Source organism: Cellulomonas jepli (genome assembly GCF_047229345.1).
Lineage (GTDB): Bacteria > Actinomycetota > Actinomycetes > Actinomycetales > Cellulomonadaceae > Cellulomonas_A.
The window spans coordinates 1-24,787 of sequence record NZ_JBFTER010000068.1; the positions used below are offsets into that span (position 1 = coordinate 1).

Consider the following 24,787-nt stretch of genomic DNA (forward strand, 5'->3'; position numbering starts at 1 on the left):
CTCGTCCGCGGCGCGCCGGACCCGGCTCGCCCGGCTCGGCCGGCTCGGGCGCCGCGGTGGGGGCGGCGGAGCGAGCGCGCCGTCGAGGAGGACGGTGACCCGCTCGAGCGCCGCCTCGCGGTTGCGCAGCTGCGAGCGGTACTCGGACGCGGCGACGACGAGCCGGTCGCCGTCGAGCCGCGCGGCGAGCCGCTCGCGGACCCGGGCCTCCTGCTCGGGCGAGCGCCACAGGACCGCCGAGAGGTCGACCAGGAGCTCGGCGCGCGAGTCGGCCGTGTTGACCGACTGGCCGCCCGGACCGCCCGACCGGGAGAACCGCCAGGCGAGCGCGTCCGGGGGCAGCACGACGCCGCCGCGCAGCGGGACAGGAGCGAACATCACCCCAGGATCCGGCATCCGCACCCCTGCGTCGCCGGGATAGTCTGCGTCGGCCGTCCCCGCGCGACCCGACGCGACCCGGGACGGGGTGGCGGCGCAGCCCGGCCCGCCTGGAGGAGGTTCCGGTGGCGTTCATCCGGCCGTACGAGGCGTTCGACCGCGCCGACGTGTACGACGTGTGCGTGCGGACCGCCGCGGCGGGCGGGGACGCCCGGGGCCGGTACCGCGACGACGACCTCATGCCCGACGTGTTCGCGGGTCCCTACCTGCTGCTCGAGCCGGAGCTGGCCTTCGTGCTCGACGACGGGGACCGGGCGGTCGGCTACGTGCTCGGCACGGCCGACACGGCGCACTGGGTCGAGCAGCACCGCCGCCGCTGGCTGCCGCTCGTCGCGGCCCGGCACCCGCTGCCCGCGGAGCCCGGCAGCCCGGACGCACCGTTCGTCGAGCTCCTGCACCACCCGGAGCGCAACCTGCACCCCGAGCTCGTGGGCTACCCCGCCCACCTGCACATCGACCTGCTGCCGGAGCACCAGGGCGCCGGTCACGGCCGCGGGCTGGTCCGGGCGTTCCTCGCGGCGCTGCGCGAGCGCGGCGTGCCGGCGCTGCACCTCGGGATGGACCCGGCGAACACGTCGGCACGCGCGTTCTACGAGCGGCTCGGGTTCCACGACGTCCCCGTCGCCGACGGGGGAGCGGCCTACCTGGGCATCGCGACGGACGCACCGGTCTGAGCCGGCGTCGCGGGGACGGGTGGCCGTCGCGTCGACCACCCGCCCCGGGTCCCCGCTCGCGCCGTCAGTCGCGCTGCCAGGAGTGCCACAGCGCCGCGTAGTCGCCGCCGGCCTCGACGAGCTCGTCGTGCGAGCCGATCTCGGTGATGCGGCCCGCGTCGACCACCGCGACCCGGTCCGCGTCGTGCGCGGTGTGCAGGCGGTGCGCGATCGCCACGACCGTGCGCCCCTCGAGCACCGCGGAGAGCGAGCGCTCCAGGTGACGGGCCGCCCGCGGGTCGAGCAGGCTCGTCGCCTCGTCGAGCACGAGGGTGTGCGGGTCGAGCAGCACGAGCCGCGCGAGCGCGACCTGCTGCGCCTGGGCCGGCGTGAGCACGGTGCCGCCGGACCCGACCGCGGTGGCGAGCCCCTCGGGGAGGGCCGCGACCCAGTCCCAGGCGTCGACGGCCCGCAGCGCCCGCTCGAGCTGCTCGTCGGTCGCGGCGTCGTCCGCGAGCCGCAGGTTCTCCGCGACCGTCCCGACGAACACGTGGTGCTCCTGCGTCACGAGCGCCACGTGCCCCCGGAGCTCGTCGAGCGGCAGGTCGACGAGGGGCACGTCGCCGACCGTGACCGTGCCGCCGGTGGGCGGGTGGATGCCCGCGAGCATCCGCCCGAGCGTCGACTTCCCGGCACCCGACGGGCCGACGACCGCGAGCCGCTCGCCGACCCGCAGGTCGAGGTCGACGCCGTGCAGCACGTCGTGCCCGGCGCGGTACGCGTACCGGACGCCGCGGCCCTCGACGTGCTCGTCGGTCGGCGTGGCGGGGCGCGCCTCGCGGTCCGGCATGACGGCGGCGACGCCGATGATCCGCGCGAGGGACGTGGCACCGACCTGGATCTCGTCGAGCCAGAAGATCAGCTCGCCGATCGGGTGCATGACCTGCGTCGCGTACAGCGCGACCGTGGTGACCGCCCCGATCGTCGCGGAGCCCGTCGACACCAGGTACGCACCCCAGACCAGGACGGCGACCACGGGCAGCAGGAACGCGATGTCGATCCCGGGGAACAGGACGGTGCGCAGCCACAGCGTGTGCCGCTCGGCCTCGAACGCCTCGCGCAGGTCCGAGTCGACGCGCGCGCGACGGCGGGCGCCGAGCGAGAGCGCGTCGATCGTGCGCGCGCCCTCGACCGACTCGGTGATGGTCCCGTTGAGCCGCGCGTAGGACGCCGACTCGCGCAGGTAGGCGGGGGCGGCGCGCCGCAGGTACCAGCGCGTGACGCCCAGCAGCAGCGGCAGGCCTGCGAGCAGCCCGAGCGCGACGAGCGGGTGCGTGACGAACGCCGCGACCGCGGTCAGCGTGATCGTCGCGACGGTGACCAGGACGCGGGGGACGCCGAACCGCACGGTGTACTGCACGCGGTCGATGTCGGTCGTGGTGCGTCCGACGAGGTCGCCGGTGCCGGCGCGCTCGACGGTCGAGAGCGGCAGGCGCGTGACGGTCGAGACGAGCTCCTCCCGCAGCTCGGCGAAGACGCCCTCGCCGAGCACCATCGCCGACCGCTGCGCGTACCGGATGAGCACGGTCTGCGCGAGCACCGCGACGACCAGGACGGCGACCGTGCGGTCGACGTGCGCCGTCGTCGTGCCCTGCGTCACGGCGTCGACGAGCCCGCCGAGCAGCCAGGGCGCGGCGAGCCCGGCGGCCGCGGCGAACGTGTGCAGCACGACGACGAGCAGCAGGCCGCCGCGGTGCCGCCGGAGCAGCAGCCCGGTGTGGCGACGCAGCGCCGGTGCGTCAGCGACGGGCAGCTTCACGGTCGTCCTCCGTCGTCTCGTGCAGGGTCTCGTCGAGCTCCTCGACGAGGTCGTCGGTCAGCGGGTCGGCCGCCTCCGGGGCGGTGCGCGCCCGGTCTGCCGGGTCCGCCGGCTGCTCGGCGGTCGAACGCGACACCACGTCGCGGTACGCGCGCGACGGGGCGTCGGTGCCGTCCATGAGCGCCCGGTGGGTGCCCCGGGCCACGACGCGCCCGCCCGACACGAGCGCGACCTCGTCCACGACGTCGAGCACGAGCGGGCTCGCGGTGACCACGACCGTCGTGCGTCCGCGGCGGGCCTCGACGAGCCGGGACGCGATGCGCGCCTCGGTGTGCGCGTCGACGGCGCTGGTCGGCTCGACGAGCACGAGCACCTCGGCGTCGGTGAGCAGGGCCCGGGCGAGCGCGACGCGCTGCCGCTGACCGCCCGAGAGCGAGCGGCCCTTCTCCTCGACCTGGCCGCCCAGCCCGCCCGGCACGGAGTCGAGCACGTCCGCGGCGTCCGCGACGTGCAGCGCGCGCAGCAGCGCGGCCTCGTCGGCGGTGCCCCGCACGTCGAGCTCCTCGGCGAGGACCCCCGTGAACAGGTGCGGGGTCGACTCGGCGACGACGATGCGGTCGCGGACCTCGCGCAGGTGGAGCTCGTCGAGCAGCGCGCGGCCCCAGCGGACGGCGCCGGTCGGCGCGTCGGCGTCGGAGCCGGCGAAGCGCCCGAGCCGCGTGGCGACGCGCGCCGACTCGTCGGGGTCGGCGCTCACGAGCGCGAGCACCTCGCCCGGCCGCACCACCAGCCCGGTCTGCTCGTCGACGAGCTCCGCACCGTCCTCGACGGGCGTCGCGCCCGCCCCCCGCGGCCCCGTGCCCGCCGGCGCGCCCGCCTCGGGGACCGCGAGCACCGCGAGGATCTTGCGCGAGCCGACGACCGCCCGGGTCAGCACGCGCATGGCCTCGGTCGCGGTCCACAGCGGCTGCGTCAGGAACGCCGCGAACCCGTAGAACGCGACGAGCTGGCCCGCCGTGATCTCGCCGGCGATCGCGAGCCGCGCGCCGGTCCAGACGACCGCCGCGACGAACAGCCCGGGCAGCAGGGTCTGCAGCGCGTCGAGCAGCGACTGGGTCTGCGCGACGTCGACGCCCGCGGCGCGGACGCGCTGCGACTGCGTGCGGTACCGGCCGGCGAACACGTCCTCGCCGCCGATCCCGCGCAGGATCCGCAGGCCGGAGACCGTGTCGGCGCCGAGGGTCGTGAGGCGGCCGGCGGCCTCGCGCTGCGCGGCCTGACGGCGCTGCAGCGGCTTGACCAGGAACGCGAGCACGCCCACCACGACGGGCAGGCCGAGCAGGACGAGCAGGCCGAGCACGAGCGACGTCCGCAGCAGCACCACGCCGACCGCCACGTAGGCGACGAGCCCGCCGACGAAGCGCGCCGCGATCGCGTAGACCTCGCCGAGCCGCAGCGCGTCGGAGGCGACGGTCGAGACGACCTCGCCGGTCGGCAGCTCGGCCGTGACGGCGTCCCCGGTCCGGGTGATGTGGTGGCCGACGAGCTGCGACGTCGCGAACGCGGCGCGCAGCCAGTTCTCGACGTCGAGCCGGTGGCCCCACATGGTGCAGAGGACCTGGACGAGGCCGACCGCCACGAGCGCGGAGCAGCCCGCCCAGAGCTCGGCCGACAGCCCCGCGGCGAGCCCGCCGTCGATGATCCGCCCGAGCAGGTACGGCATGCCCGCGGCCGCGAGGTTGCCGACGACACCGACCGTCACCGCCCCGAGCAGGAGCGGCAGCTGGCGGCGGGCCTGCCACACGAGCAGCGCCCGGGGCGAGCCCAGGGGAGGGGTGCCGGGGTCCGGCAGGGGGAGGGTGCGCACGGTCACCCACGGTAGGCGTCACCACCGACGTCCCCGCACCGTATTTCCCCTGACGGGACCGGCCGGCCCCCGGCTCCGGCCACGCCCCGCGGGGGTCGGCCCCCGCACCGTGACCGGCGACACACCTCGGCGCTGCGCCGGATGAGCGACGATGGACCCGACCACCGAGAGAGGACCCCGCACCGTGAGCGAGCCCCGCCCGACCGCCACCCCGACGACGACGTCCGCGCGCGCCTGGGCGGACAAGGCCGACGGGTCGCTGCGCCGCTACCGGGCGATGGCGTGGGTCACGGGCGTGATGCTGCTCGTCCTCACGGTGGAGATGCTGCTCAAGTACGTCGTCGGCGTCGGCGAGGACGTCCTGCGCTGGATCGGCTGGGTGCCGTTCGCGCACGGGTGGATCTACGTCGTCTACCTCGTGACGGTCCTCGGGCTCTGGTCCGCGATGCGCTGGTCGTTCGGGCGGCTCGTGACGATGGTGCTCGCGGGCGTCGTGCCGGTCATGTCGTTCGTGCTCGAGAAGCGCGTGCACGCCGAGGCCTCGGCCCGGATCTCCGCCGCCCGCTGACGCGCAGCGGCGGCCGCGCCCGTCGCACCGTCCGCAGCGCCCGTCCCGGCGCCCGCCGCACCGGTCCCACCCGCCGGGGCGCGGCGGGGCCCAGGTCCTACGTCCCGTACCCGACGGGTTCGCCGTGCGTCGCCGCCGAGCGGCTCGCGGCGAGCACGGCGAGCGCACCGACGCTCACCCATCCGAGGAGGTCGAGGGCCATGCTCATGACACCCGGAGGAGTGATGAGCTGGGTGAAAAACGCGCGGCCGTCCCACGCCATCGGGTTGGCCGCGTAGCCGAGCACGGTGCCCAGCACGCCCGCGGCGAGCAGCGGGCCGCGCCGGTCGTCGAGCACGTGACGCCGCACCAGCACGTAGGGGACCGCGGCCAGGAGCGCGAGCACCGTGACCGCGCGCACCGCGACGCCGGCCCGCAGATCCGTCGTCGACTCGGCCGCCCAGGACGCGAGCAGGCCCGCGGCGAGCCCGCCGGCCGCGGTGGCGAGCGCCACCTGAGCGGTGAGTGCGGTGCGCATCTGTCATGACCCCCCGAGACCGACGACGGGGCCCGTGCGGCCCCGCCTCGATCCTCACCCGGGAGGCGTCCGCGGGTCTGGGCCCCCGGGCCCACGGGGGCCCCCGGTCGCGTGGGCCCGGACGTGAACCCGCAGGCCCGGCGCCTGGGCCGCGCGCGACGGGACGATCGTCGCGTGCCGGTTCAGCGGGTCGCGGAGTCGTCGGGCAGGTCGCCGACGGACACGGTGCTGCCCACGCGCAGCCCCCACCGGGCGAAGCTGCCCGCCGGCGCCTCGAGCACCGCTGTCACACCGGGACGCGGCCGTGTCACGGCCCAGGGCCGCAGCACCTGCACCGCGAGCACGACGCCGCGGGAGTCGAGCAGGGCGACGTCGAGCGGGACCCGCATGCCCGCCCCGTGCACCGAGCGCTCGGGCGAGAGCAGCAGCGCCTCGGGGAGCGTGCGCCGCCCGAGGAGCCCGCGCAGCCGGCTCGCCCACGTGTCCGCGACCTCCGCGCGCGCCACCGGACGGCCGTCCGTCCGGAGGTCGGTCACACGATTCATCCCCGCTCGTCCCCTCTATCCTGACCGCGCCCTCGGAATTCAGAGCTCCAGCGCACCGGGCCGCACGCGGCCGGGTGGGACCGTTCGGGGGAACCGCCAGGCCCTGCCGAGCCGGTCGGCGGGCGCCAGTGAATCATGTCGGGCACGTCGAAGGGGGAGTGGGTCGTCCATGCAGCAGGTCGTCGTCGGAGCCGTGGTCCCACCCACCACGGAGGTCCTCGAGCTCCTCGGCGGCGAGCCCGTCGTGCTCGCCGGCCCGGACGACCTCGACGGGATGTGGACGGCTGTCGCGGACGGCACGACGCACCTGCTCCTGCTCGGGGAGGACCGCCACGAGACGCTCGTGCGCCGCCACGCCGCGCTCGTCTCGGACCGCGGCGTCGCGGTCTCGTGGCTCACGCTCCCGCACGGTCCCGCGGCGCTCGTCGTGCTCGCGCTGCAGGCGGCGTCGGTGTCGCTCGACGCCGGCCTGCTGCCGGAGTTCGTGCGCCAGCTCGCGGCGCGGACGTGGAGCGGGGCGTGGACGCCCAGCGTCTCGAAGCTCGTGGACCCCGCCCCGAGCGTGGGCCAGCACCTGCGCTCGTGGACGCCCGGCGGCTCGGGGTTCGTGGTGACCCTCTCGGGCGACCGCGGTGTCGTCCCCGTGGGCGGCAAGGGGCTCGTGCCCGGTGACGGCTCGGGCGGCTCGCTGTACTGCGCGGGCTCCGGGGTCCCGGACCAGGCGCGCGACCACCTCGTCGCGGCGTCGGGTGCCTCGGACCTCGTCGAGATCGACGCGCTGCGCCTCGACCCCGAGGCGCGGTTCGGGCACGCGCGCGCCGTCGAGGTCGTCGCGCTGCCGTCCGACGAGCGCGTGCCGCTGCCCCCCGCGTCGACGCTCGCCGGCTGCGTCGTGTGCGCGGCCGTCGTGCCCGGAGAGTTCTGCTCGTACTGCCACGTGCGGCCCGCCGGGCTGCCCGTCGACCCCCAAGGAGTCACGCTGTGAACCCCCGCCAGCGCCGCGGCGTTCTGTTCATCCTGATGTCCGTGCTGCTCGCCGTCGTCGTGTTCATCGCGATCGCGGCGTACGTCGGCAACGTCGCGACGCAGGTCGGGTCGGTGGTCCAGGTGTACCGGGTCGCGCGCGACCTGCCCGCGTACACGACGCTCGAGGAGGCGTCGCTCGAGGTCGACGAGGTGCCCGCGCGGTGGCTCTCCGAGTCGGCCCGGGTCACGCAGGAGGACCTGGTCGGGCGCAAGATCGGCGTGAACCTCCGCGAGGGCACCATGGTCACGAGCGACATGCTCGTGCCGCCGTCCGACCTGAGCCCGACCGAGCGCGAGATCGCGATCAAGGTCGACCAGATCACGGGTGTCGCGGACCGGGTCCGGCCCGGCGACTACGTCGACATCTACGCGGTCTTCGCGGACGTCCCGGGGCTGCCCAAGCAGGTCCGCGTGCTCGTGCAGAACGTGCGCGTCGTCTCGGTGCGCGGCAGCCAGGTCGAGATCGACGAGGAGAGCGACACCGGGCAGCAGACCGTCGTGCCCGTGACCCTCGCGCTCGAGCCGAACGACGCGCTCGCGGTCACGTACGCGGCCGCCTTCGCCCAGGAGGTCCGCCTCGTGGGTCTGCCCACCGGCGCCGGCGAGGACCGGACGGGCGAGCAGGGTGACTTCGACGCCGAGGACCTCGGCGGCCAGGCGATCCCCGAGGGGGTGGAGAACTGATGGCCGGCACGATCGTCATCGGCTGCGCCGACCAGTCGCTCGCGTACGAGCTGCGCTCGCAGCTCGCCGAGGCGGCCGACGTCGAGGTCGTCGGGGTCGCGGAGACCACGACCGAGCTCACGTCGCTCGTCCTCACGCACGAGCCGAACGTCATCCTGGTGCACGACCAGCTCGGTCCCGAGCCCGTGCACCAGGCGATCCGCGACCTGGGCCTGCGCCGGCCCGCGACCGTCACGATCGTGGTGTCGAGCGACAACGAGCCCGAGGCGCTCGCGTCCGCGATGGACGCCGGTGCGCGCGGCGTGCTCTCCTACCCGCTGTCGTTCGCCGACGTGCAGCAGCGCGTCGTGAGCGCGCTCGACTGGTCCCGGCACCTGATGTCGCTGCTCGCGTCGACCCGCGAGGGCGACGCGGGCCCGCGCGGCCGGGCGAACGTCGTCGCGATCACGGGCTCCAAGGGCGGCGTCGGGACGACCTCGATCGTCACGCACCTCGCCTGGGACATCCGCCGCGAGGTCCCCTCGTACAAGGTGCTCGTGATCGACCTCGACCTCGAGAAGGGCGACGTCACGAGCCTGATCGAGGCGCGCTACCGGACCTCGATCGCCGACCTCGCGAAGGTGTCCGAGGACCTCTCGGTGCGCACGGTCGCCGACGCGGTCTTCGAGCACGAGTCCGGGCTGCACATGCTGCTGCCGCCCGAGGACGTGCGGGACGTCGAGTGGGTCACGCCCGCGGCGATCCGGCAGATCATCGCGCTCGTGCGCCAGCAGTACGACCTCGTGATGATCGACCTCGGCTCGCACGTCACGCCCGTCCAGGCGGCCGTCGTGGAGATCGCCGACGAGGTCGTGTCGGTCGTCACGCCCGGGCTGATCAGCCTGCGCGCGCTGCGCCGCAACCTCGGCTGGTGGGAGTCGCTCGCCGTCCGCAAGCCCGACGCGGTGCACGTGCTGCTCAACCGGCACTCCCGCGTCGACGAGGTGCAGCCCGAGACGGCCCGCCGGCTCTCGCCGGCGCCGCTCCTCGAGACGGTCCTGCCGGACCTCGGCCGCAAGCTCGAGACGTCCGCGAACTCCCGCTCGCCCGAGCTCGTGGACGACCCGGCGTGGTGGAAGGCGCTGCGGGCGTTCGGCCGCGAGATCGGGCTCGTCCGGGTCGCCGCGGACGCCCCGGCCCCGGCGACCGCGCCCGCGCGACCCGCGCCCGCGGCACCCGCATCGGCACCCTCGCTCGAGAAGGCCGGTCGTGCGTCGCTGCCGACCCGCCGCCGCGCGCGCGGCGACGACACCGGGTCGGCGTCGGTCGAGCTGCTCGGCGTGCTGCCCTGGGTCGCGCTCGTGTGCGTCATGCTCTGGCAGCTGGGCATCGTGGGGGTCACGTACGTGTGGACCGGCCACGCCGCCTCCGCCGCCGCCCGCGCGGTGTCGCTGGGCGAGCCCGCGTCGCAGGTGCGCGACGCCGCGGAGGACCGCTTCCCCACGGGGATGCGCGACGGGCTGCGCGTGAACCTCGACCCCGGCGACACCGGCGGCATCTCCGTCGTGTCGCGCGTGCCGCTGATGATGCCGGGGGTGCTGAGCTCCCCGTGGGACGTGCGCGTCGACCGGTCGGTGGTGATGGAGCCGTGAGGCAGCGTCTGCGCGGCGACCGCGAGCGGGGCAGCTCCGCGGTCGAGCTCCTCGGTGTGATGCCCGTCGTCGTCGTCGTGATCCTCGTGGTGCTCCAGGTGTGCGCCGCGGCGTACGCCACGCAGGCGACGAACCAGGCGGCCCGCGACGGCGCCCGCGCGCTGAGCCGCGACCAGTCGGTGCCCGCCGCGGTCGAGCGCTCGCTGCCGGGAGGCCTGCGTGCGGACGCCATCAGCTACCCGGGGGGCGACGGGGTGCGGGTCGAGGTGCGCGTGCCGCGCATCGCGCTGTTCCCCGCGATCACCGTGACGCGTGAGGCGGTCATGCCATGAGGGCCGGGTTCAGCGAGTGGTCCGGCGAGCGCCGCCCCGAGGCCCCCGCGGCCGCGCCCGTGGTCGAGCAGCCGACGGCGCCGCTCGCCCGCAGCGACCTCGACGAGGTCCTGGTCTCGACGTTCAAGCGCAAGCTGCTCGACGAGGTCGACCTGCACGAGCTCGGGCGGCTCGATGCGGGCCAGCGACGCATCCGCCTCGAGCGCGTCGTCGCGCACCTCGTGTCGACCGAGGGCGTCATCCTCACGACGCGCGAGCGCAACGCGCTCATCCGCCGCGTCGTCGACGAGTCGATCGGCCTCGGCGTGCTCGAGCCGCTGCTCGCGGACGAGACCGTCTCCGAGATCATGATCAACGGGCACGACACGATCTACGTCGAGCGGTTCGGCCAGGTCGAGCGGGTCTCGGCCGCGTTCGCGTCCGAGGAGCAGCTGCGGCAGACCATCGACCGCATCGTCTCGACCGTCAACCGCCGCGTCGACGAGTCGAGCCCGATGGTCGACGCGCGCCTCCCCCCGGACGAGCGCATGCCGCGCGGCGCGCGCGTGCACGTCGTCCTGCCCCCGCTCGTGCTCAACGGCCCGACGGTCACGATACGGCTCTTCCCCAAGGCGTACGGGCTCGACGAGCTGCTCAACCGCAACAGCCTCGACCCCGCGACCGCGGAGCTGCTCGCGGCGTGCGTGCGGGCGCGGATGAACATCATCGTCTCGGGCGGCACGTCGTCCGGGAAGACGACGATGCTCAACGCCCTCTCGGCGTTCATCCAGGCGCGTCAGCGCATCATCACGATCGAGGACGCCGCCGAGCTCTCGCTCTCGCAGGACCACGTGGTCCGCATGGAGACGCGCCCGGCGAACGTCGAGGGGCAGGGCCAGGTCACGATCCGCGACCTCGTCCGCAACGCGCTCCGCATGCGCCCCGACCGGATCATCGTCGGCGAGGTCCGCGGCGGCGAGGCGCTCGACATGCTCCAGGCCATGAACACCGGCCACGAGGGCTCCCTCGCGACGGTGCACGCCAACACGACGGTCGACGCGCTGATCCGCCTCGAGACGCTCGCCTCCATGAGCGACGTCGAGGTGCCGTTCCACGCCCTGCGCGACCAGGTCAACAACGCCGTCGACCTCGTGGTGCAGCTGCTGCGCGGCTCGGACGGGACCCGGCGCGTCGTCGAGGTCGGCTACGTCGCCTCGCGGCACCGCGAGGACTTCGTGGTGCAGCCGCTCATGCGCTGGGACCCCGAGGCACCGAACCCGCCCGGCCCGCCCGGGCGGTTCGTGCAGTACCCGATCCCGCAGCCGATCCTCGACCGGCTGCGCATCGCGGGCGAGCCGATCGGCATGGCCGCCTCGCCGCCGCACGCCGTCCGGCAGCAGCCGCCGGCCGAGCCCGGTGAGGCGGCGCGCAGCACGGGGGCCGCGTCATGACCGTCGTCGTCATCCTGATCGGCGTCCTCGGGGCGTGCGTGCTGTTCCTCGCGGGCGTCCGCGAGCTCGTGTCGGTCGCGTCGCGCCGGCGGGCGCTCGTCGCCGGCGTCGTGGACGACACCCCGCTCTCGGGCAGCGCGCGGGTCGCCCGCTGGGACCGCGCGTTCCGGCAGACCGCCCCCGGGCGGTGGGTCGACCGCCAGCTGCTGCTCGCGGGCGAGGAGACCCGGCCCGCGGTCGTCGTCGCGGGCGTGGCCGTCGCGGGCGGGCTCCTGATCGGCTGGGTGCTGGCCGTGGGCCTCGCGCCGGTGTTCGGCCTGCTCGGGATCGTGGCCGTCGTCGTCGGCATCCGTGCCTACCTCGCGCGGGCCCGCGAGCGGCGCAACGAGCAGTTCATCGCCCAGATGCCCGAGCTCGCGCGCGTCCTGTCGAACGCCACGAGCGCCGGCCTGTCGATCGCGGCCGCCATCGGGATCGCCGCCGGCGAGCTCGCCGCGCCCGCGGGACCCGAGCTGGCGCGCGTCGCGTCGCGCATGCGGTTCGGCGACAGCCTCGAGGCCGCGATGACGGGGCTCACCGAGCGCCTGCCGTCGCGCGAGGTGTCCGTCCTGGTCTCGACGCTCCTGGTGAGCGCGCGCTCGGGCGGCTCGCTCGTCTCGTCCCTGCGCGACATCGCCGACACGCTCGACGAGCGCAAGGAGATCCGGCGGGAGGTCCGCACGACGCTCGCGCAGTCGACGTCGACCGGGTACCTCGTCATCGGCATGGGCTTCGCGCTGCTGTTCCTGCTCAACGTCATCCAGCCGGGCACCGTCCAGGCGATGACGTCCGAGTGGATCGGCCGCGTCGCCCTCGTCGTCGGTGGTGCGCTCTTCGTCAGCGGCTTCCTGCTGATCCGGCGGATGACGAGGTTCGACGGGTGAACGTCCTCCTCGCCCTGGGCGCCGCTGTCGTCGGCGCGCTCGCCACCGTGCTGCTGCTCGTCGGCTACCGCCAGATGCGGACCGACGCCCTCGACACGCTCGACGTCGAGGACCTCAGCCTCCTGCGCGGCCGGGAGCGGCGCCGCGCCGAGGGGGAGACCCCGCTGCAGCGGCTCGCGCGCCGGCAGGTCCCGCGCCTGCGCACGATGCTCGGCCCCCAGCGGCTCGCGCAGCTCCAGCGCCGCATCGACGAGGCGGGCCGCCCCGACGGGCTCACCGTCGACGGGTACCTCGAGCGCACCGCGATGTGGTGCCTGATCGTGGTCCCGGTGCTGCTCCTGCTGCTCGTGCAGGGCAACATCCTCATGGCGGTCCTGGCGCTCACGGTCCCGGTCGCCCTCCCGCTCAGCCGGGTCGCGGCGGCGCAGCGCAAGCGCCGCGAGCGCATCGACCGCGACCTGCCCGACTTCCTCGACGTGCTCGCCGTGACCGTGATGGCGGGCGTGAACTTCCGTGCGGCGCTCGCCCGCGTCGCCGAGCGGTTCCAGGGGCCGCTCGCCGACGAGATCACGCTGACGCTCCAGCAGATCGTCAACGGCGCGTCGGTGCGCCAGGCGTTCACCGACCTGCGCCGGCGCAGCACGTCCGAGCCGGTCGGGCAGTTCGTCTCGGCGCTCCTGCAGTCCCAGGAGCTCGGCGCCCCGCTCGCGGAGTCCCTCCAGCAGATCGCCGAGGACATGCGGCGCGACAGCGGTCAGCGCCAGCGCCAGGCGGCCGCCCGCACGGCGCCACGCGTGACGCTCGTGACGTCGCTCGTGCTGGTGCCGGGCGCGCTGATCTTCATCGTCGTGGGCCTGTACGTCGGCACGGACGTCGACTTCGGTGCGCTGCTCGGCGGTGTCGGGTGAGCGCCCCGCAGCGGGACTTCGCGCACCAGGTCGTCTCCGCGGGGCTGCTCGTGCGCCTCATCGCGATCATGGTCGCGATGATCGGCATGGTCGGCGACACCATGACGGGGCCGGTCCTCGCGTGCGTCCTCGTGCTGAGCGTCTCGAGCTTCTCGTTCCTCGTGTACCCGCAGGTGTCGGGCTTCGTCGTGCGGCACCCGCTGGTCGTCGTGCTCGACGTGCTGCTGACCCTCACGGTCGTCGCGCTGCTCGGCGTGGAGAGCCCGCTCGTGCTGGCGACGTTCTCGACGGCGCTGATCCTCGGCGTGCTGTTCCGGCCGCAGATCGCGTGGCTCGGGGCCGTCGTGCTCGTCGCGGGCTACCTCGCGGTCGCGCGGGCCACCGTGGGTCTCGACGTCGGCTTCATGCTGTCCCTGGGCGTCCCCGCCCTGTACCTGGCGTTCGTCGCGATCGGGCTCGCGGTGCGCGGTGCCCACGAGCAGTTCGTGGGCGTGGCGCGCGAGGCTGCCGTGGCCCGCGAGGCCGTCGCCGCGGCGGACGAGCGCGCACGGCTCGCCCGCGAGATGCACGACTCGCTCGGCAAGACGCTGCACGGCATCTCGCTCGCGGCGCAGGCGCTCCCGCTGTGGGTCGAGCGCGACCCCGCCGCGGCGATGGTCCAGGCGCGCGGGCTCGCCGACGGCGCGAACCAGGCGGCCGACGAGGCGCGGCGCCTGCTCGTGCGGATGCGCGCCGACGAGCCCGACCGCCCGCTCGTCGAGGTGGTCGCCGAGCTGTGCGCGCGCTGGGAGCTCGAGCACCGCACCGAGTGCCGGTTCACGTACGGCGCCGCGGTGGACCTGCCCCCGGACACGCGCTACGAGGTCCTCGCGATCCTCGGCGAGGCGCTCGAGAACGTGGCCCGCCACTCGGGCGCCTCGCGCGTGGACGTCGAGCTGCGCGGTCAGCCCGACGGCACCGTGCGGCTGTCCGTGCAGGACGACGGGCAGGGGTTCGTGCCGCGCGAGGACGGGACGAGCCCGCGCGGGCACTTCGGGCTGACCGGGATGCGCGAGCGCGCGCTCGAGGTCGGCGCCGAGCTCGGTGTCCGCTCGACGCCCGGTGCCGGTACCGAGGTCGTCGTCCAGGTCGGTCCGACGAAGGAGCGCAGCGATGTCCCGAGGTGAGACGGTCGGCGACGTGGGCGCCGCGCCCGGCGGGGTCGACCCCGAGCACGCGGCGCTGACCCAGGTGACGGTGGTCGTCGTCGACGACAACTCGGTGATCCGGATGGGCCTGCGCAGCCTCCTCGAGGCCTCGGACCGGCTGCGGGTCGTCGGCGAGGCGGCGGACGGCGAGGAGGCCGTGCGGGTCGTGCGCGCGACCCTGCCGGACGTCGTGCTCCTCGACGTGCGGATGCCGCGCCGCGACGGGGTGCAGGTCGCCGCCGAGATCCAGGCGTGGACCAAGGTGCTGATGCTCACCTACTCCGAGGCCCCCGAGGTCGTGCGTGCGGCGGTCGACGCCGGCGCGAGCGGCTACCTCGTGCACGGGACGTTCGCCGCGCACGAGCTCGAGCGCTCGATCCTCGCGGTCGCGGACGGCTCGTTCCTGCTGTCCGAGCGGGCCGCTGCGGCGATGCGCGCGTCCTGGGCGACCCCCGCGGCCCCGGCGGCACCCCAGCGCCCCGACGTCGGGCTGTCGGAGCGCCAGCGCGAGGTCATGGAGCTCGTCGCGCTCGGGCGCACGAACACGCAGATCGCGGGCGAGTGCTTCCTGTCCGAGAAGACGGTCAAGAACCACATCAACCACATCTTCGCGAAGCTGGGCGTGCGGACCCGGGCCGAGGCCGTCTCGGTGTGGCTGGGCGGTGCCCCGGACCCGGGCCGAGGGCGGCCGTAGATGGGCCCGCAGATGGGCCCACGGGCCCGCCGTCGGCGCCGGGACCGCCCGTAACGTTCCTGGTGTCAGGACGAACCAGGGCAGCTCAGGCCGGCCGGGACGGACCTCAGACCTCAGGACACCACGTGGCTCGGCCGGCAACGGTCGGCCGAGAGAACGGAGAGCACCATGACCCGCATGTTCGTCAACACCAAGATCCGCCTCCAGAAGGGCCTCGAGGAGCGCGAGCTCGGCCAGGGCACGCTGGAGTACCTCGGCATCGTCATCGTCGCGGCGATCCTCGTGGCGGCCGTCGTCGGTGCGTTCGACACGTTCGACCTCAAGGCGAAGATCGGCGCGCAGCTGACGAAGATCGGCAACCTGGGCGGCTGATGACGCCGCGTGCGTGACGGAGCGGCGGTGCGGTGGCGGAGGGGCCACCGCGCCGCCGCTGTCGTGCAGGTGGTGGGGGGTCGTGCAGGCGGTACGGGTGGGACGAGGAGGGAACCGGATGCGGGTCGGACGCAGCACCTGGCGACGGGGCGAGGTCGACGACCGCGGGCTCGTGACGAGCGCGCTGGTCGTCGTCGTGTGCGTCGGGGTCGTCGCGCTGCTCTTCCTGGCGGTGCTCCCGCTGCTGGTCGGGACGGACCAGAAGAGCCGGACGCAGACCGCGGCCGACGCCGCGGCGCTCGCCGGAGCCGAGGCGGTCCGCGAGCACGCGCTCGCCCACCTCGGTGACGTGATCCGGCCGGTCGGGGGCGTCTCGTTCGCCGACCTCCTGGGGCCGTCGCGCGGGCTCGGGCAGGCCCAGGTCTACGCCGCCCGCAACGACGCGACGGTCGGGGAGTACCGGTACGACCCGTTCGCCGACGAGGTCCGCGTCGTGACCCGCTCCACGCAGGCGCCGCCGCGCTCCGGCGGCGAGCCGGCGTCCATCGACCGCACGCAGGCCGGCGCGACCGCCGAGGTCGGGGTCGACCTCGCCGAGTGCGTGTTCTCGGTGTCGCAGAAGCTCGTCGGTCACGAGCCCGTCCCGACGCCCGAGCCGCCGCCGCCCGGCGCCCCGGAGCCGACGCCCTCGCCGACCCCGACCCCCACGCCGACGCCGGTGCCGATCTACGACGACGAGTACCGCTTCAGCTGCCCGGGCCTGCGTGCCGTCCCAGCCTCGCTCGACCTGGCCGCCGTCCTCGGCGACGCGCGCGCGGCGCTCGACGACGCCCTGAAGCCGAAGCTGGTGCGATGATGCAGCCGGCCCGTACCCCGACGTCCACCCGAGAGGTCCGCGCGATGACATCCCCGACCCTCCGGCGCAGGTCGGCCGCGCTCGCGACCGCGGCCGGCGTGCTGCTCGTGACCGGGGCCGGCGCCCAGGCCGCCGAGGCCGGCCGCGACGAGCTGCCGCTCGGCACGATCGACCTCGACGGGCAGGAGACGCCGGTCCTCGGCTCGTTCGTCTACCACCAGTTCCACCTCGACACGAACCCCGAGATCCGCGGGCTGGTGCACGGCGTCCAGCGCATCGAGGGCGGGACGGTCCTCTACTACTCCGTCGGCACCCCCGCGGGGTCCTCCGCGTCGGCCTTCGCCGGCGCGATGGCGTTCCCGGACTCGAGCCACCCGTACGACGGGTCGCACGGGGTCGACCTGGCGCTCGTCGACACGCAGAGCCTCGCGGCGTACCGGCCCCTGTACACCGCGAGCGAGACGTTCACGAGCGCGACCGCCGACCTGGAGGCCGCGCCCGGCGAGCTCGTGGTCGGCTGGGCCGTGTTCCCCGAGCTCGCGGCGGACGTCGACACGGTCCAGGTGACGATGCCGTGGGGCACGGCCGTCGGCGACGTGCCCGTCGGCGAGGGCGCGCTCGAGCCCGTCGCGCAGGAGCCGGCGCCGCTGCTCGGGGAGGGCTGGCCCGAGGTGCCGGCCGCCGGCGAGCTCGCCGGGGCCGACGCCGCCGCGGTGACGTACTCGCTCGTGCGCCGCACCGGTGACGAGGAGGGCACCTCGACCACCGAGGAGTCCCCGGAGCAGGTCGCGGTGACGCTCGACGCGAACGTGCTGTTCGCGAGCGGGTCCGCGGACCTGTCCGGCGACGCGCAGCAGGTCCTCGGGACCATCGCCGCGGACATCGCGGCCCGCGGGACCGGTGAGGTCGTCGTGACCGGCCACACGGACTCCGACGGCTCGGACACCTTCAACCAGACGCTCTCCGAGCAGCGCGCGGCCTCCGTGCTGGGCGTGCTGCAGCCCGCCAGCGGGGGTGGCGTCACGTTCACCGCGGTCGGCAAGGGCGAGGGCGACCCGGTCGCGGGCAACGACACGGACGAGGGCAAGCAGGCGAACCGGCGGGTCACCGTCGTCTACGCGGTGCAGGGGGAGTCGTGAAGCGCAGGACGTGGGGCGTCGTGGCCGGTGCGGTCGCGGCGGTCGGGGTCGGCCTCGTCGTGCTGGCGTCGTGCTCGCCCGACGACGAGCCGGGCCCCGGGGCCACCTCGACGGCGAGCGAGTCCTCGTCGACCGGGGGTGACACGTGGACCCGGGCCGAGCTCCAGGAGCTCGTCTTCGAGGGGGACGTCGGCACGTCGACCGTCCTGGGCTCGGTCGCGGGCGAGATCCCGAGCCGGCCGACCCCGTTCCCGGCGGAGATCGACGTCACGGAGGTGAGCGCCGGGTCGGAGAGCACGCTCGTGCGCTTCACGCTCCGGAACGACGGCGAGGAGGTCTCCCCGAGCCTCGAGTCGTTCAACCGCCGCACCCCGCTGACCAAGGACATCCGCGACATCGCGATCGTCGACCCCACGCTCGGCGCGCGGCTGCAGCCGTTCCTCGGCGTGCAGGCGAGCGCGCCCGACACCTCGTGGTGCACCTGCGCGGACTCCCCGAAGCAGGTCACGGACGCCGGCCAGCTGCTGTCGGGGACGTTCCCGCCGCTCGACCCCGGCACCACGACCATCACCGTGGAGATCCCCGGGTTCCCCCCGGTCGAGGACGTGCCGGTCACCCGTCGCTGAGCAGGGCCCCGACGGATCCCGTGCGCCGCACCCCCGTCCGCGGGGCGTGCGGCGCACGTGCGCGCCCGGGTGGGTCGGGCCGGGGTCGGCCCGGTGGCGTGACGTGTCGCAGCGGGCCCGGGTGACCGTCGGCGCGGGTGCTCGTCCGGTGCACGCGACCTCCTTCCCCTCGATCCGGGCCGGCGGCGACCGATCGGTGGGGCGGGGCCGCGGGGACGCCGGATGCCGACCCGTCGGTAGGATGCGGGCCGACGCCCGCCCCGAGCGGAGCGCTGCCGAGCCGGCAGCGCGACGTCGACGAGCAGCACGGACGAAGGCAGGACGGACGACGGTGCGCTGGCGGTCAGGACACGGTGACGCGCGCACGTCCGGCGTCCCGCTCGTCGCGCTCGCGCTCGCCGCGGTGGTGTCCCTGCCCGTGTCGGGTGCCGTGGTCGGGGTCGCGACGGACCCCGCCGGCGCCGAGCTCGGGCTGTGCCGGTTCGTCGCCGCCGTGAGCCTGCGCCCGGGCGCGTGCGAGCCGCCCGAGCCGGTCGGCGCCGGGGACGACGCCGCGCGGGTCTACGGGCCCCCGGTGTGCCGCGTCCACGCGCAGGCCGACGAGCGGGGGCGCTCCGTCCGGACCTCACGGGTCGCGACGGGCAGCGGGGACGTGCTGCTGCAGGAGAGCTCGGGCGGCGCCGTGCGGGTCGTCGCCGTCGCGCCCGCGGACGGCGGCACGGCGCTCCTCACCGTCGGCGAGCCGCGCGACGGCACCCGCCCGCCCACGGAGGGCGCCCGCGAGGTCGGCGACTCCTGGGAGGTCCCCGACGCCGACGCCTGGGAGGAGCTCCGCGCGGCCACCGACGAGCGCGGCGCCCAGCTCGACCGGCTCGCGTCCGGCGTCCCCGTGGCCGAGGCGTGGTGGCTCGCGGAGAGCGGTCAGCGCACCGCGCCACCGCCGCCGCCGAGCAGCACCCTGGTCCGCGGGGTCGTCGACCTCGACGACGCGGCCGCGCTCGGCGTGGGTCCGCGGACGCCCGTGCGGCGCGGCACCGCCGACGACCTCGTCGCGCTCGCGGCGGGTGCACGGGGGACCGTGACGATCGCGACGGGCACCGACGGGACGCAGACCTGGACGTACCACCTCGACGGCCGGCGCGGCGTCGAGGTGGACGAGGGTGCGCTGGGCGTGACGCGCGACGCGGTGGGCGACGTGCGCGAGCTCGTGCTGCGCAGCGTCGCGCCGGGCGAGCGGCGTGACCGCGAGGTGACGACGACGACGCTCGCGGTGGGCGACGACGACCGCGGGGTCGTCGACGCGTGGCTCGGTGAGCGCGCGCCGGCGGGCCGCAGCGACGGCGTGCAGGTCGAGGAGTCGGCGCTCGTCCCGGGGCTGCCCTCGCCGCGCGCGTTCGGCGACCTCCTCTACCGGGGCTCCACGACGAGCGTCATCACCTACCGCGGGGTCGGCGACGACGCGGGCTTCCGGTCTGCGGTCCGCGACGGGTGGGCGCTCGGGCTCGCGGTGCGTGCCCGCGACGTCGGGGCCCGCACCGCCGACGCGACCTACCTGGGCTCGCCGAGCCGGACGGGCGAGCGCCTCATGATCCCGGAGGCCCGCTGCACCGGCGGGGCGTCGTTCTGATGCGCGAGGGGTCCAGCCGTGGTCGATGACCTGATCCGCCGGCCGTCGCGGCCCTCGCAGCGCCCGGCGGCGCGAGGGCGCCGAGGCCCCGTCGAGCGCTGGCACGAGGCGGAGCGCACCGTCGACGGCCTCGTCGCGCGCCACCGGCACGCCCGTGCGTGGCTCGTCGGGCTGCTCGTGGGCGTCGTCGTGCACTCGCTCGCGGCCGCGCTCGTGGCCGTCGTCGCCCTCGGTGGCGCCGCCGGCCCGATCGGGCTGCTCCCGGCCCTCGCGCCCGCGGTCCTCGGTGCGGCCGCCTCCGCAGCGGCGTTCCGCCCGCGGACGCCGCCCACGGCGCGCGACGTCGCCGTCGTCCCGCTCGCGGTCGTCGGGTACGTGCTGCTGCTCGCCGCGCGGGTCCTGGGCCGCGTCGGCGCGGACGTCACGCCCGGCACCGCGGCCGCCGTGCTCGTCGTCCCCGCCGCGACCGCGCTGGTCACCGGGGTCGTCGCGGGGCTGGTCCTGCGGCGCCGGTGGGAGCCGCCCGCGGGACCGGTCGCCTCCGTCACCTACACGACGCCGCGCGTCTGACGATCAGGGGATGGGCCCGGATCCGGGCCCACCGACGGGTCCGTGGGCCCACACCGCGCCGCGGGCCGCGACGTAGCGTCGTGATCCCCGATCCCCGCCCGACAGGAGCCGTACCGCCGTGATCTCCCGCCTCGCCCGTGCGGCGCACCCGTCCGACCGCGGGGCGAGCACGCTCGAGACCCTCGGGATCGTGGTGGTCGCGGCGCTCCTCGTCACGGGCGTGACGCTCTCGATGGCGGCGTACCCCGGCCTGATCTCGGGTGCGCTGTGCCGCTTCACCGCCGCGGTCGGCCTGGGGGCGGGGGACTGCGAGGGCAGCGACCCGCAGGCCGAGGACACCGTGACCGACGACGACTTCCGCCCGCCGGTCTGCATGCTCCACGAGGAGAGCGAGCAGTACCAGGCGGAGTTCAAGGCCTGGTTCTTCACCTTCGGCCAGAACTCGGGATTCATCGTCCAGGAGTACGCCGACGACACCGTCCGGGTCACCGCGACGGACGGTGCAGGGGTCGGCGCGGGCGGCTCGGTGTCGAGCTCGACGTTCGACGCCGGCAAGCTCGGGAACGGCGACAACGCCGGCCTCGACATCGACCTCGGCGGCGGCGTGAAGTTCTCCTACGGGGACACGTGGGTCTTCGACGACCACGACGAGTGGCTCGAGATGAAGGAGCAGCTCGACGACTACCTGCTCCAGCAGGAGATGCTCAAGCAGCGCGGCGGGGTCTGGGCGGCGAAGTCCATGGGCTGGAAGGAGCAGCCGAAGGACCCGGAGGTCTCGTACGTGCGCACCGAGCTCGAGCTGTCCCTCGAGGCGGCGCTCGGCCTGCGCGACCCGCTCGGCCCGGCCGGCCCCAAGGGCGAGCAGGAGTTCTTCGACCCGAACGTCGGGCTGACGCTCGAGGCCAAGGCCGGCGGCGCCGTGATCGTCGAGACCAACCACGACACCGGCGACCAGAGCTGGACCTACGAGGTCAGCGGCTCGGCGGCCGCGGGGGCCGAGGTCGTCGTCGGCCAGGGCTCGGTCCAGGGAGCGGTCAAGGGCGCGTTCACCGTCACGCGCGGCGAGGACGGCGACGTCACGCAGCTCGTCTTCCAGAGCACCCGCGAGGTCGGGGTGAGCGGCGGCCTCGGCAACGACTCGTTCGACCAGGCGGGCGGCAGCTCGGGGACGAGCGAGAGCGACTCCTACGTGACGACGACCACGCTCGACGTGACCGACGAGAACCGCGACCTCGTGGACTCCTGGCTCGCCGAGCGCAACGACGCCGGGGTCGCGCTGACGCTGCCGTTCGGCGCGATGGAGCCCCGCAGCCCCTCCGACGACCCGTTCCTCCAGCTCATGTACGAGGAGGCGACGATGAGCCAGCTCACGTACCACAACGTCAAGGACAAGACCGAGTTCGAGGCCGCGATCAAGAAGGGCTGGGAGTTCGGGTTCGCCGTCAGCGCGGAGAACGCCACGGCGAGCCTGACCGACGCGAACTTCCTCGGCGCGCCCGGCCAGGACGGCACGCGCGTCATCCTGCCCGACACCGAGTGCAAGTGACGGAGGGGACGACCGTGACGTTCGCGAGCTTCGTGCGGCCCTGGGTGGCCGGCCTGGTCGGCTTCCTGGTGGGCGAGTACGGCGCCGGTGCCCTGCTCGGGTCGCTCGTGCGGTCCGGCGACCGCGAGCAGGCGCTCGCCCTGTCCTGGCTGCCCTGGGTCGCCGCGCCCGTGCTCGGGGCGCTGCTGGCGACGCTCGCGGTGCGGGTCGTCGCGGGGACCCGGTGGTGGCACTGGCTCGTCGCCGTGCTCCCGGTGCCGCTCGGCGCGGTCGGGGTGACGGCCGCGGTGATCGTCCTGACCGGGGCCGCGGCGACGGGCTTCGCGCTGTCCGTCGTCGCGCAGCTCGCGCTCGCCGCGGGCGTCGGGCTGGGCCTCGGTACGCTGCGCAGACGGGCCTGGCGCCCGCCGGCCCCGGCCGAGCCGCCCGTGAGCTACGTCGTCGACCGACCGGAGGACCTCCCCGCATGAGCCGCCCGAACCTCGTCCGACGCGCCGTCCTGGCCGCCGCCGGCGCCACCGTCCTCGTCGGGCTCGCCGCCTGCTCCTCGGGCAGCGGCACTCCCGAGGGCTGGACCCGCGTCGAGGACGGCTGGCTCCAGGTCGACGTCCCCGAGGCCTGGGTCGAGACCGGCGAGCTCAGCGACCGCTGGACCACCTCGTGGCAGGACGCCGAGGGTGCGGACGCGACCGTGCAGCTCGCGGCGAGCCCCGTGCTCGGCTACTACCGGGCCGCGGAGGCGCGCGGGATCATCCTGGCGAACGCTCAGGTCGGCGGGCTGCCCGGGTTCGCGGTGACGAGCCAGTCGGACCCCGTCGACACCGACGCGCTCGAGGTCACGCGCACCGACTTCACGTACGAGCCCGACGACGGCGGCACGTCGGAGGGCGTGCTGTGGGTCGCGGCGGACCGGGAGACGAAGAAGTCGGTGGCCCTGCAGCTGACCTCCGCGGAGCTCGACGACGACGTGGTCGAGCAGCTCGAGGCGAGCATCCGGGTGCTCGACACCGAGGCGACGCCGCAGGGCTGACCCGCCGCACCTCCCTGCTCGCACCGCCCCCACCGAGAGAGGTCCCGTGCGCCGCTCCGTCGCCGGCCTGGCCGCCGCCGTCCTCGTCCTCCTCACCGCTTGCACCGGCGGCGGGGACCAGCCGAGCGCCCCCGGCGACCCCGCGAGCACCGCCCCCACGACGACCGCGCCGCAGCAGGCGGCCCCGGTCGTCGTCGAGGCGACGTACCTGTCGGTCCCCGTCGAGCTCGAGGTGGCGCCGGTCCAGGTGCAGGGTGACGTCGCGCTGCTCTCGGTCGAGTACCGCCTCGGTGCCGGGGCTCCCCCCGGTGCGGCGTTCAGCGCGGGGCAGGTGCTGAAGACCGCCACGGGGGCGGTCGGGCCCACCGGGGTGCGCCTCGTCGACCTCGAGGCGGGGCAGGTCCACCCGCCGGGCACCGACGCGCAGCGCCAGCCGGCCGTCACGCGCGAGGCCCTGCCGGTCACGGCGCAGGCCCCGGCGACGTCGCACGGCCTGTACCGCGCGCCGGGCGCGGACACCGTGGCCGTGCTCTTCCCGTACCTCGGCCTGGTCCGCGACGTCCCCGTCGTGCGCCTGGGCGCGGGGGAGGAGCTGCCGGTGACCGCGGAGGACCTCGGCCGCGCGGGCGAGATCACGTACGCCGCCGCGCCGGTCGACCAGTTCACGGTCGCGTTCGACGACTCGTCCTCGACGCGGGTCTCGCACGAGGACGTCACGGTCGCCCTCGCGTCGGACGTGCTCTTCGGCGTCGACCTCGCGGGCCTCTCGCCGGAGGCCCAGGGCGTCGTCGACCGCGCGGCGAGCGAGATCGCGGCGAAGGCGGCCGAGGGTCGCGTCGAGGTCGTCGGGCACACCGACGACGTCGCGTCGCCCGAGCACAACCAGGACCTCTCCGTGCGCCGGGCGCAGGCCGTGGTCGACCGCCTCGCGCCGGTGCTGGGGACCGGGTTCGAGGTGGTCGCGGAGGGGCGCGGCGAGAGCGAGCCCGCGGTCGCCGGGACGTCGCCCGAGGCCCGCGCCGCCAACCGCCGCGTCGAGCTCCGGTTCACGGCCGCCACGCCCGGCGCGTCGGTCGACGTGGGCTCGGACGCGGCGGTCCCGGAGCCCACGGGGCCGGTCGCGTCGGGCGGTGCTGCCGTCGAGGTGGCCGGGGTCACGGGCTTCGCCGTGCGGGCCCTCGCCGTCGAGCCCGTGGGCCCGTTCCTCGTGGGGACCCTCGAGGTCGAGCGCACCGGCGCCGGCACCGCGCAGCCGACCGGGCTGTTCGGGGACTTCGTGCAGGGCCTCGCCACCGGGCGGGGGCTGAGCGCGCTCGCCATGGGCGGGGGCGCGCACAACGCGACGCTGCTCGGCGACGCGAGCCGGGTCTACCCGCTCGACTACGTCCGGCCCGCGGCGGAGAGCGTGACCAGCGACGTGCGTGCCGTCGTCGCCGACGAGTGGGTCGTCGCGCCGATGGCCCCCGGCGAGACCGTCACCACGACGGTGCCGTGGCCGGACCCGGGCGGCGACACGGTCACGGTCGACGTGCCCGAGCGCTTCCGCCTGGCCGACGTCCCCGTCACCCGCCCCTGAGCGCCCGCCCCGGCACCGCTCGTCGGCCGGACCTCCCCGGCCTCGACCACCGGCGACGCTCTACCCTGGCCGGGTGCTCCACGCCGCCCGCGGTCCCGTCCTGACGTCCCGCCGGCCCGCCCGCACGCGGACCCGTGCACGTGGCGTGCCCCGGCACGCGCACCGCGACGGCGCCGCGCGGCCACGGCGCCGTCCCGCCCCCGGCGACCCCGGCGGGTCGGGC

The 24,787-nt window shown here is 75.6% G+C and carries 26 protein-coding genes; 21 read left to right on the forward strand and 5 right to left on the reverse strand.

Annotated features, from left to right (window positions below; genetic code table 11):
- Window positions 1-378, reverse strand: a 378-nt coding sequence (locus tag AB6N24_RS15320) for a peptide chain release factor-like protein (protein ID WP_412870252.1), incomplete at its 3' end; no start/stop codon positions are given.
- Between the two features lie 125 nt (window positions 379-503).
- Between AB6N24_RS15320 and AB6N24_RS15325 the strand changes: the two genes are divergently transcribed.
- Window positions 504-1,112 carry a GNAT family N-acetyltransferase gene (locus AB6N24_RS15325; RefSeq protein ID WP_412870253.1) on the forward strand — a complete coding sequence of 203 codons (609 nt, stop codon included), beginning with the start codon at window positions 504-506 and terminating at the stop codon, window positions 1,110-1,112.
- 64 nt (window positions 1,113-1,176) lie between these two features.
- Here AB6N24_RS15325 and AB6N24_RS15330 read toward each other — a convergent pair whose 3' ends face one another.
- Together AB6N24_RS15330 and AB6N24_RS15335 are read right to left on the reverse strand one after the other, a co-directional pair.
- Entirely contained in the window at window positions 1,177-2,910 is a 1,734-nt protein-coding gene (locus AB6N24_RS15330; protein ID WP_412870254.1) for an ABC transporter ATP-binding protein, read from the reverse strand.
- A complete protein-coding gene (locus AB6N24_RS15335; RefSeq protein ID WP_412870255.1) occupies window positions 2,891-4,777 on the reverse strand; it encodes an ABC transporter ATP-binding protein in 1,887 nt (628 codons plus the stop codon). The genes AB6N24_RS15330 and AB6N24_RS15335 overlap by 20 nt, the downstream gene beginning before the upstream one ends.
- 184 nt (window positions 4,778-4,961) lie before the next feature.
- On the opposite strand from AB6N24_RS15335, the gene AB6N24_RS15340 reads away from it, so the two are divergent.
- A complete protein-coding gene (locus AB6N24_RS15340) occupies window positions 4,962-5,345 on the forward strand; it encodes a DUF3817 domain-containing protein (protein ID WP_412870256.1) in 384 nt (127 codons plus the stop codon).
- 97 nt (window positions 5,346-5,442) lie between these two features.
- Here the strand turns inward: AB6N24_RS15340 and AB6N24_RS15345 are convergent, their stop codons facing one another.
- Window positions 5,443-5,862: a hypothetical protein gene (locus AB6N24_RS15345; RefSeq protein ID WP_412870257.1), complete on the reverse strand. Its 420-nt coding sequence runs from the start codon at window positions 5,860-5,862 to the stop codon at window positions 5,443-5,445.
- Window positions 5,863-6,044: 182 nt separating this feature from the next.
- Window positions 6,045-6,407, reverse strand: coding sequence for a DUF192 domain-containing protein (locus AB6N24_RS15350; protein WP_412870258.1), 363 nt, complete (start codon window positions 6,405-6,407; stop codon window positions 6,045-6,047).
- Between the two features lie 169 nt (window positions 6,408-6,576).
- On the opposite strand from AB6N24_RS15350, the gene AB6N24_RS15355 reads away from it, so the two are divergent.
- The 19 genes from AB6N24_RS15355 to AB6N24_RS15445 all read left to right on the forward strand — a co-directional run bounded on the left by AB6N24_RS15355 (window position 6,577) and on the right by AB6N24_RS15445 (window position 24,564).
- Window positions 6,577-7,392: a hypothetical protein gene (locus AB6N24_RS15355; RefSeq protein ID WP_412870259.1), complete on the forward strand. Its 816-nt coding sequence runs from the start codon at window positions 6,577-6,579 to the stop codon at window positions 7,390-7,392.
- On the forward strand, window positions 7,389-8,117 hold the full coding sequence (gene cpaB, locus AB6N24_RS15360) for a Flp pilus assembly protein CpaB (protein ID WP_412870260.1): 729 nt from the start codon (window positions 7,389-7,391) through the stop codon (window positions 8,115-8,117). The genes AB6N24_RS15355 and cpaB overlap by 4 nt, the downstream gene beginning before the upstream one ends.
- The gene (locus tag AB6N24_RS15365) at window positions 8,117-9,748 is read left to right on the forward strand and encodes a CpaE/TadZ family protein (RefSeq protein WP_412870261.1); all 1,632 of its coding nucleotides are present in this window, start codon (window positions 8,117-8,119) and stop codon (window positions 9,746-9,748) included. Before cpaB ends, AB6N24_RS15365 begins: the two co-directional genes overlap by 1 nt.
- A complete protein-coding gene (locus tag AB6N24_RS15370) occupies window positions 9,745-10,080 on the forward strand; it encodes a TadE/TadG family type IV pilus assembly protein (protein ID WP_412870262.1) in 336 nt (111 codons plus the stop codon). Before AB6N24_RS15365 ends, AB6N24_RS15370 begins: the two co-directional genes overlap by 4 nt.
- Entirely contained in the window at window positions 10,077-11,510 is a 1,434-nt protein-coding gene (locus tag AB6N24_RS15375) for a TadA family conjugal transfer-associated ATPase (protein WP_412870263.1), read from the forward strand. Before AB6N24_RS15370 ends, AB6N24_RS15375 begins: the two co-directional genes overlap by 4 nt.
- Window positions 11,507-12,433, forward strand: coding sequence for a type II secretion system F family protein (locus AB6N24_RS15380; RefSeq protein WP_412870264.1), 927 nt, complete (start codon window positions 11,507-11,509; stop codon window positions 12,431-12,433). The genes AB6N24_RS15375 and AB6N24_RS15380 overlap by 4 nt, the downstream gene beginning before the upstream one ends.
- A complete protein-coding gene (locus tag AB6N24_RS15385; RefSeq protein WP_412870265.1) occupies window positions 12,430-13,341 on the forward strand; it encodes a type II secretion system F family protein in 912 nt (303 codons plus the stop codon). The genes AB6N24_RS15380 and AB6N24_RS15385 overlap by 4 nt, the downstream gene beginning before the upstream one ends.
- Window positions 13,338-14,507, forward strand: coding sequence for a sensor histidine kinase (locus tag AB6N24_RS15390; RefSeq protein ID WP_412870266.1), 1,170 nt, complete (start codon window positions 13,338-13,340; stop codon window positions 14,505-14,507). Before AB6N24_RS15385 ends, AB6N24_RS15390 begins: the two co-directional genes overlap by 4 nt.
- Complete coding sequence (locus tag AB6N24_RS15395) at window positions 14,494-15,222, forward strand: response regulator transcription factor (protein WP_412870267.1); 729 nt, start codon at window positions 14,494-14,496, stop codon at window positions 15,220-15,222. The genes AB6N24_RS15390 and AB6N24_RS15395 overlap by 14 nt, the downstream gene beginning before the upstream one ends.
- A gap of 168 nt (window positions 15,223-15,390) precedes the next feature.
- Window positions 15,391-15,594, forward strand: coding sequence for a hypothetical protein (locus AB6N24_RS15400; RefSeq protein WP_412870268.1), 204 nt, complete (start codon window positions 15,391-15,393; stop codon window positions 15,592-15,594).
- Between the two features lie 118 nt (window positions 15,595-15,712).
- On the forward strand, window positions 15,713-16,450 hold the full coding sequence (locus AB6N24_RS15405) for a hypothetical protein (protein ID WP_412870269.1): 738 nt from the start codon (window positions 15,713-15,715) through the stop codon (window positions 16,448-16,450).
- Between the two features lie 44 nt (window positions 16,451-16,494).
- Window positions 16,495-17,589 carry an OmpA family protein gene (locus tag AB6N24_RS15410; protein ID WP_412870270.1) on the forward strand — a complete coding sequence of 365 codons (1,095 nt, stop codon included), beginning with the start codon at window positions 16,495-16,497 and terminating at the stop codon, window positions 17,587-17,589.
- Entirely contained in the window at window positions 17,586-18,215 is a 630-nt protein-coding gene (locus tag AB6N24_RS15415; protein ID WP_412870271.1) for a hypothetical protein, read from the forward strand. The genes AB6N24_RS15410 and AB6N24_RS15415 overlap by 4 nt, the downstream gene beginning before the upstream one ends.
- A gap of 331 nt (window positions 18,216-18,546) precedes the next feature.
- Window positions 18,547-19,842, forward strand: a complete 1,296-nt coding sequence (locus tag AB6N24_RS15420; RefSeq protein ID WP_412870272.1) for a hypothetical protein — start codon at window positions 18,547-18,549, stop codon at window positions 19,840-19,842.
- Window positions 19,843-19,860: 18 nt separating this feature from the next.
- Window positions 19,861-20,412 carry a hypothetical protein gene (locus AB6N24_RS15425; RefSeq protein WP_412870273.1) on the forward strand — a complete coding sequence of 184 codons (552 nt, stop codon included), beginning with the start codon at window positions 19,861-19,863 and terminating at the stop codon, window positions 20,410-20,412.
- Window positions 20,413-20,530: 118 nt separating this feature from the next.
- Window positions 20,531-21,958 (forward strand): hypothetical protein, encoded by a 1,428-nt coding sequence (locus AB6N24_RS15430; protein ID WP_412870274.1) that lies wholly within the window; start codon window positions 20,531-20,533, stop codon window positions 21,956-21,958.
- Entirely contained in the window at window positions 21,955-22,428 is a 474-nt protein-coding gene (locus AB6N24_RS15435; protein ID WP_412870275.1) for a hypothetical protein, read from the forward strand. Before AB6N24_RS15430 ends, AB6N24_RS15435 begins: the two co-directional genes overlap by 4 nt.
- Window positions 22,425-22,988 carry a hypothetical protein gene (locus AB6N24_RS15440; protein WP_412870276.1) on the forward strand — a complete coding sequence of 188 codons (564 nt, stop codon included), beginning with the start codon at window positions 22,425-22,427 and terminating at the stop codon, window positions 22,986-22,988. The genes AB6N24_RS15435 and AB6N24_RS15440 overlap by 4 nt, the downstream gene beginning before the upstream one ends.
- 46 nt (window positions 22,989-23,034) lie before the next feature.
- Complete coding sequence (locus AB6N24_RS15445; RefSeq protein WP_412870277.1) at window positions 23,035-24,564, forward strand: OmpA family protein; 1,530 nt, start codon at window positions 23,035-23,037, stop codon at window positions 24,562-24,564.
- Window positions 24,565-24,787 lie beyond the last annotated feature (223 nt).

Bases quoted from the DNA above. Each gene is read 5' to 3' on its own strand.
- AB6N24_RS15345 (WP_412870257.1), bottom strand. From the start codon at position 5,862: ATGCGCACCGCACTCACCGCTCAGGTGGCGCTCGCCACCGCGGCCGGC.
- AB6N24_RS15350 (WP_412870258.1), bottom strand. From the start codon at position 6,407: ATGAATCGTGTGACCGACCTCCGGACGGACGGCCGTCCGGTGGCGCGC.
- AB6N24_RS15355 (WP_412870259.1), top strand. From the start codon at position 6,577: ATGCAGCAGGTCGTCGTCGGAGCCGTGGTCCCACCCACCACGGAGGTC.
- AB6N24_RS15365 (WP_412870261.1), top strand. From the start codon at position 8,117: ATGGCCGGCACGATCGTCATCGGCTGCGCCGACCAGTCGCTCGCGTAC.
- AB6N24_RS15375 (WP_412870263.1), top strand. From the start codon at position 10,077: ATGAGGGCCGGGTTCAGCGAGTGGTCCGGCGAGCGCCGCCCCGAGGCC.
- AB6N24_RS15380 (WP_412870264.1), top strand. From the start codon at position 11,507: ATGACCGTCGTCGTCATCCTGATCGGCGTCCTCGGGGCGTGCGTGCTG.
- AB6N24_RS15395 (WP_412870267.1), top strand. From the start codon at position 14,494: ATGTCCCGAGGTGAGACGGTCGGCGACGTGGGCGCCGCGCCCGGCGGG.
- AB6N24_RS15400 (WP_412870268.1), top strand. From the start codon at position 15,391: ATGACCCGCATGTTCGTCAACACCAAGATCCGCCTCCAGAAGGGCCTC.
- AB6N24_RS15405 (WP_412870269.1), top strand. From the start codon at position 15,713: ATGCGGGTCGGACGCAGCACCTGGCGACGGGGCGAGGTCGACGACCGC.
- AB6N24_RS15410 (WP_412870270.1), top strand. From the start codon at position 16,495: ATGACATCCCCGACCCTCCGGCGCAGGTCGGCCGCGCTCGCGACCGCG.
- AB6N24_RS15440 (WP_412870276.1), top strand. From the start codon at position 22,425: ATGAGCCGCCCGAACCTCGTCCGACGCGCCGTCCTGGCCGCCGCCGGC.